The sequence below is a fragment of the Pedobacter sp. 01T416_2 genome, from assembly GCF_056398925.1.
In genome coordinates, this window is the sequence record NZ_JBFTQI010000324.1 from 1 (window position 1) to 6254 (window position 6254).

Consider the following 6254-nt stretch of genomic DNA (forward strand, 5'->3'; position numbering starts at 1 on the left):
CGCTTAACATTAGTTGATACCGATGGTGCGGAATGGATTGAAAAGAATAAAGACAAAAAGTTCGATTATATTTTTGCTGATACCTGGCATGGAAAATATTTGCTTTTAGATGAGGCGATATCTATGCTTAATACCGGCGGACTTTACATCATCGATGATATGCTGCCACAATCGAATTGGCCTGATGGCCACCAGGATAAGGCTATAAAATTGATCAAAGATTTAGAATCCCGTGATGATCTGCACTTAACCAAGCAGGTTTGGGCAACAGGAATCGTGATCGGAGTAAAAAAATAAATAAGATTAAATAGTTCTTTAATTTTTTAAATAGTTAGTATGTTTGTGATTCATCAAAGACATGAATATAAACACAAACATTATTAGCAACCTAATTATTGTCATTTCTCAAAAGAGAGGTGGAAATCGTTGCGTATAATATTAAAAATATACCATATCGAAACCGCCTCCCACAAGAGGCGGTTTTTTTTTGCCTCAAAAAGAAATAATTGAAATACAACAGCATACATACAATTTAAACAATGAGCGAATTAAACAAGTACAGTAAAACATTTACACAAGACCCTACACAACCGGCAGCGCAAGCTATGCTTTATGGAATCGGATTAACTGATGCTGATATGGCTAAAGCACAGGTCGGTATTGCAAGTATGGGTTACGATGGTAACACCTGCAATATGCACCTTAACGATCTGGCAAAAGATGTGAAAAAAGGGGTCTGGAATAATGATTTAGTGGGCTTGGTTTTTAATACCATTGGCGTAAGTGATGGGATGAGCAACGGTACAGATGGTATGCGTTACTCGCTGGTAAGCCGCGATGTAATTGCTGATAGTATCGAAACCATTTGCGGTGGCCAATATTACGATGGAATTATCTCTATCCCTGGCTGTGATAAAAATATGCCTGGCGCGATTATGGCCATGGCACGTTTAGATCGCCCTTCAATTATGGTTTATGGTGGTACGATTGCGCCTGGCCATTACAAAGGCGAAGAATTGAACATCGTTTCAGCTTTCGAAGCTCTGGGGCAGAAAATATGTGGCAACCTTTCTGAGGAAGACTATCAGGGCATCATAAAACATACTTGCCCTGGTGCAGGTGCTTGTGGAGGGATGTATACTGCAAACACAATGGCATCAGCAATTGAGGCTTTAGGTATGAGTTTGCCTTATTCATCTTCGAACCCAGCAATCAGCGAGGAGAAAAAACAAGAATGTTTAGATGCGGGTAAATACATCAAAATTTTATTAGAGAAAGATATCAAACCATCTGATATTATGACGAGAAAAGCATTCGAAAATGCCATTCGTTCTATTATCATTTTAGGTGGCAGTACGAATGCAGTATTACATTTTATTGCAATGGGTAAAGCTATCGGTATCGAAATCTCTCAGGATGATTTCCAGCGCATGAGTGATGTAACACCCGTACTTGCCGATTTCAAACCTAGTGGAAAATACTTAATGCAGGATTTACATCAATATGGAGGTATCCCGGCAGTATTGAAATATTTATTAAACGAGGGTTTATTACATGGCGATTGTTTAACTGTYACCGGAAAAACCCTGGCTGAGAATTTAGCCGATGTAAAATCGGTTATGGATTATGATCAAAAAATCATCCAGAAACTAAGTGAGCCGATTAAAGCCACTGGTCACCTACAGATTCTTTACGGAAACCTGGCTGAAAAAGGTTCTGTTGCAAAAATAAGTGGTAAAGAAGGTGAGAAATTTGAAGGCCCTGCACGTGTATTCGACGGCGAACACGATTTAATTGCCGGAATTTCAAGCGGACGTGTTCAACCTGGCGATGTAATCGTAATTAAAAATTCAGGTCCGGTAGGTGCGCCAGGTATGCCAGAAATGTTAAAACCAACCTCAGCAATTATTGGTGCTGGTTTAGGCAAATCAGTGGCTTTAATTACCGACGGACGTTTCTCTGGTGGTACACATGGATTTGTGGTTGGTCACATTACACCTGAGTCCTACAAAGGTGGCTTAATAGGCTTGGTAGAAGATGAAGACCGGATTTTGATCGATGCGGTAAACAACATCATTAGCTTACAGGTAAGTGACGAAGTGATTGCAGCGCGTAGAAAAAACTATGTACAACCAGCATTAAAAGTAACAAAAGGTGTTTTATATAAATATGCTAAAACAGTTTCAGACGCAGCTAGTGGTTGCGTAACTGACGAATACTAAAATCAAAAAATCATCCCCCAGATTAATTGATTACTAATAAAATAGATTATGCAAATAATTAAAAGTATTCAGAATAGGATTTATGAAATCCGGGGAGAAAGAGTAATGCTGGATTTCGATTTGGCATCGCTTTATGAAGTTGAAACGAAGGCACAGAATCAGGCGGTAAAACGTAACATAAAGCGTTTTCCTGAAGATTTTATGTTTCAGTTAACTTCTGCTGAGTTTGAAGAGATAAAACTTCAGATTGATGCAAGTAATCAAGGTACATCATCACAAATTGTGATGACAGGCGGAACCAACTTGAAGTCACAAATTGTGACTTCAAGTTGGGGAGGTACTCGAAAATTGCCTTATGCCTTTACAGAGCAAGGGGTTGCCATGTTGAGTGGCGTTTTGAAAAGTGATAAGGCAATTAACATGAATATTGCCATTATGAGAGCCTTTGTTGACGTTCGGAAAATTTTGCTGAAGCAAAGCAACCTTAATGAACAGTTAACAGAAATTAAAGAACGGATTGGGGAACATGATGTTCAGCTCAACGAGCTGTATGATGCAATGGAAAATTTAATAGACGAGAAAATTGCTCAATTAAAATGGAACGACAGACAAAGAATTGGGTTTAAAATTAAAGAATAGTAGAACCGCAAAAACATAACTATGGAAACTGCACAAGATACAATACAACAAAACGAGGCGAAAGCAGAAACCTCAAAAACCTTATTTAAAGGAACAGGCTCGCAAGTTTTGTTGAATGGATTAATTGAAGAAGGTGTAACCACCATTTTCGGTTATCCGGGAGGAGCAATCATGCCTATTTATGATGCTCTTTATGATTATGCTGATAAATTAGAACACATCTTAGTTCGCCATGAGCAAGGTGGTATCCACGCCGCTCAGGGTTTTGCAAGAGCAAGCGGCGAAGTTGGTGTTGTTTTCGCAACCAGCGGGCCAGGTGCAACCAATTTGGTTACTGGTTTGGCAGATGCGCAAATCGATAGTACGCCATTGGTTTGTATCACCGGACAGGTTTTCGCCCACCTATTGGGAACGGATGCTTTTCAGGAAACTGATGTGATTAACATTACTACTCCGGTTACAAAATGGAACTATCAGGTTACTGATGCCAAAGAAATTCAAGAGGTATTGGCTAAAGCTTTTTATATCGCTAAAAGTGGCAGACCAGGTCCTGTTTTAATCGATATTACCAAAAATGCACAATTACAATTGGAGGAATTTCCTGAATATGTAAAGTGCAACCACATCCGAAGTTATCGCCCGAAGCCAAAAGTTAGGGTAGAATATATCGAGCAGGCAGCCGAATTAATCAATTCAGCAAAAAAACCTTTCATTTTATTTGGACAAGGTGTTATTTTGGGTAAAGCCGAAGAAGAATTCAAAGCTTTTATCAATAAATCAGGAATCCCTGCTGCATGGACCATTATGGGCGAAGGTGCTATTCCAACTTCACACCCGTTAAATGTAGGTATGTTAGGCATGCACGGTAATTATGGCCCGAACGTATTAACCAACGAAGCTGATGTAATTATTGCCATCGGTATGCGTTTTGATGACCGTGTAACCGGTCGTTTAGATAAATATGCCAAACAAGCTAAAGTGGTACATTTAGATATTGACCCTGCCGAAATTGATAAAAATGTTAAGGCAGAAGTTGGTGTTTGGGGCGACTGTAAAGAAACTTTGCCCCTATTAACCAATTTAGTTAACGAAAACAAACACGAAGATTGGTTAGCTAAGTTCAGACAATATAACCAGGAGGAAATAGATCAAGTCATCACTCCCGAGCTTTATCCAACTGGTGATGAAATGACCATGGGCGAAGTATTGCGCAACATCAACGAAATCTGTGGTGGCGATGCCGTAATCGTTACCGATGTTGGTCAGCACCAAATGGTGGCCTGTCGTTATGCTAAATTCAACAATACCCGCAGCAACATTACTTCTGGTGGTTTAGGTACAATGGGTTTTGGTTTACCAGCAGCAATTGGTGCTAAATATGGTGCACCTGATAAAACCGTTATCGCAATTATCGGTGATGGTGGTTTCCAGATGACGCCTCAGGAACTGGGTACCATTATGCAGTTTGGCGCAGCAGTAAAAATTCTGATTTTGAACAACCGCTTTTTAGGTATGGTTCGTCAATGGCAACAGCTTTTTCATGATAAACGTTATTCTTTCGTGAATATCACCAGCCCTGACTTTGTTGCTTTAGCAAAATCGTATTATATCGAAGCGAGCAAAGTTGATGAACGTGCAAACCTAAGAACTGCACTAGAGACCATGATCAACCACGAAGGTTCTTACCTATTAGAGGTTATGGTAGGCAGAGAAAATAATGTTTTCCCTATGGTTCCTCAAGGAATGAGTGTAAGCGAAATCAGGTTGAAGTAAGGTAGAGGTTTAAGATAAAAAAGAAACTATCATGAGTACTGAAGATAAAATAAAATATACAGAAGACACCGTTGACCTAGAAGGAAAACAGGAATATACCATTACGGTGTACGCCGAAAACCGCATTGGTTTACTCAACAGGATTGCGATTATTTTCTCGAAAAGAAAAATCAATATCGAAAGCTTAAACAGTTCCGCATCAGAAATTGAAGGAATACACCGCTTCAACATCGTCATCCACGAAGGTTACGAGGTAGTGAGAAAGCTGGCCCGTCAGATAGAAAAACAGATTGAGGTATTGAAAGTTTATTTCAACACCAACGAAGAAATTATCTGGCAGGAACTGGCGCTTTACAAAGTTTCTACAGATGAAATTGCAGAAAAAGTAACCGTAGAGCGTTTATTAAGACAATACGGTGCAAGTGCGGTAGTGATCCGTAAAGATTATACCGTTTTTGCAGTAACTGGTCACCGCGAAGAAACTGATGCTTTGGTGAAAGCTTTAGAACCTTACGAACTAATTGAATTTGTGAGATCTGCAAGAGTAGCCATTATTAAAGACAGTGCAGGTTTCCACGAAAAACTAAAGGAATTCGAAGCTTTCGAACCAGGTGAAGAATTGGTAGAAAATGAGTTTTTAGAAAAAGGGGGGAAGATTTTTACAATGTAATATGAAATGCAATAAAGCCATACCAATTTTAAGAATTTTCGATTACGATAAAGCAGTAGAGTTTTACGTAAACTGGCTGGGCTTTAAAATAGACTGGGAACACACGTTTGAAGAAAATACCCCTGTTTATATGCAGATTTCATTAGGAGGCATCGAACTCCATTTAAGTGAGCACCATGGAGATAGTTCTCCCGGTGCAAATGTATATGTAGATTGTATAGGATTGAGAGCATTTCATAAAGAAATAATAGATAAAAAATATAAGTACAACAGGCCAGGTTTGGAGAAAACTTTTTACGGAACCTGGGCAGTAACAGTAAACGACCCGTTCTTTAACAAGATTACCTTTAACGAAACATTAACCGAAGCTGAAAAACAAAACGATAAGTAGATAGATACGAATTATAATATGATGAACGAGGTATTTGATTTTATAATAAACTCACGCAAGGCATTTATTAAGTTGATAGATGATTTAACAATCGAAGAATTAAATAAAATTCCGGATGGTTACAACAATAACATTATCTGGAATTTTGGCCATGTTGTAGTGAGCACGCAAACGCTTTGTTATGTTCGTACAGGTGTATTACAAGATGCTGCTTCGGTAAAATTTAACGAGTATTATAAAAAAGATACGAAGCCAACTTACACCGTAATAGAAGAAGAAGTAGCTGAATTGAAAACCATCGCGTTAGAAAGCATTGAAAAAATAAAAGAAGATTATGCGAACGGAAAATTTTCGAGCATCACTCCTTTTACAACAGCTACCTATGGCGTACAGATGAACAACATTGAAGAAATTCTGATCACAACTATTGGCCACGATAATGTACACCAAGGTTATGCATGGGCGCTGAAGAAACTGGTATAAAATGGGAGATGTAAAACAGATGAGATATGAACTGATTATAAAAAAAGCCAGTGTAATCACCTCATCTGTGTAATCA

General features: G+C 38.7%; 7 protein-coding genes. All 7 read left to right on the forward strand.

The genetic code is table 11. From position 1 onward, the window contains the following. On the forward strand, nucleotides 1-297 hold a 297-nt coding region (locus AC1DPQ_RS14510; protein WP_477609921.1), incomplete at its 5' end, for an O-methyltransferase. 242 nt (nucleotides 298-539) lie between these two features. Then, entirely contained in the window at nucleotides 540-2222 is a 1683-nt protein-coding gene (ilvD, locus tag AC1DPQ_RS14515) for a dihydroxy-acid dehydratase (RefSeq protein WP_477583201.1), read from the forward strand. Nucleotides 2223-2270: 48 nt separating this feature from the next. Continuing rightward, nucleotides 2271-2861, forward strand: coding sequence for an ORF6N domain-containing protein (locus AC1DPQ_RS14520; protein WP_477583200.1), 591 nt, complete (start codon nucleotides 2271-2273; stop codon nucleotides 2859-2861). A 21-nt stretch (nucleotides 2862-2882) separates the two neighbouring features. Then, nucleotides 2883-4634: a biosynthetic-type acetolactate synthase large subunit gene (gene ilvB / locus AC1DPQ_RS14525; RefSeq protein WP_057931986.1), complete on the forward strand. Its 1752-nt coding sequence runs from the start codon at nucleotides 2883-2885 to the stop codon at nucleotides 4632-4634. A 31-nt stretch (nucleotides 4635-4665) separates the two neighbouring features. Next, nucleotides 4666-5304: an acetolactate synthase small subunit gene (gene ilvN, locus AC1DPQ_RS14530; protein WP_116251728.1), complete on the forward strand. Its 639-nt coding sequence runs from the start codon at nucleotides 4666-4668 to the stop codon at nucleotides 5302-5304. A 1-nt stretch (nucleotide 5305) separates the two neighbouring features. Then, a complete protein-coding gene (locus AC1DPQ_RS14535; RefSeq protein WP_477609923.1) occupies nucleotides 5306-5695 on the forward strand; it encodes a glyoxalase superfamily protein in 390 nt (129 codons plus the stop codon). A gap of 18 nt (nucleotides 5696-5713) precedes the next feature. After that, nucleotides 5714-6178 (forward strand): DinB family protein, encoded by a 465-nt coding sequence (locus AC1DPQ_RS14540; RefSeq protein ID WP_477609925.1) that lies wholly within the window; start codon nucleotides 5714-5716, stop codon nucleotides 6176-6178. Nucleotides 6179-6254 lie beyond the last annotated feature (76 nt).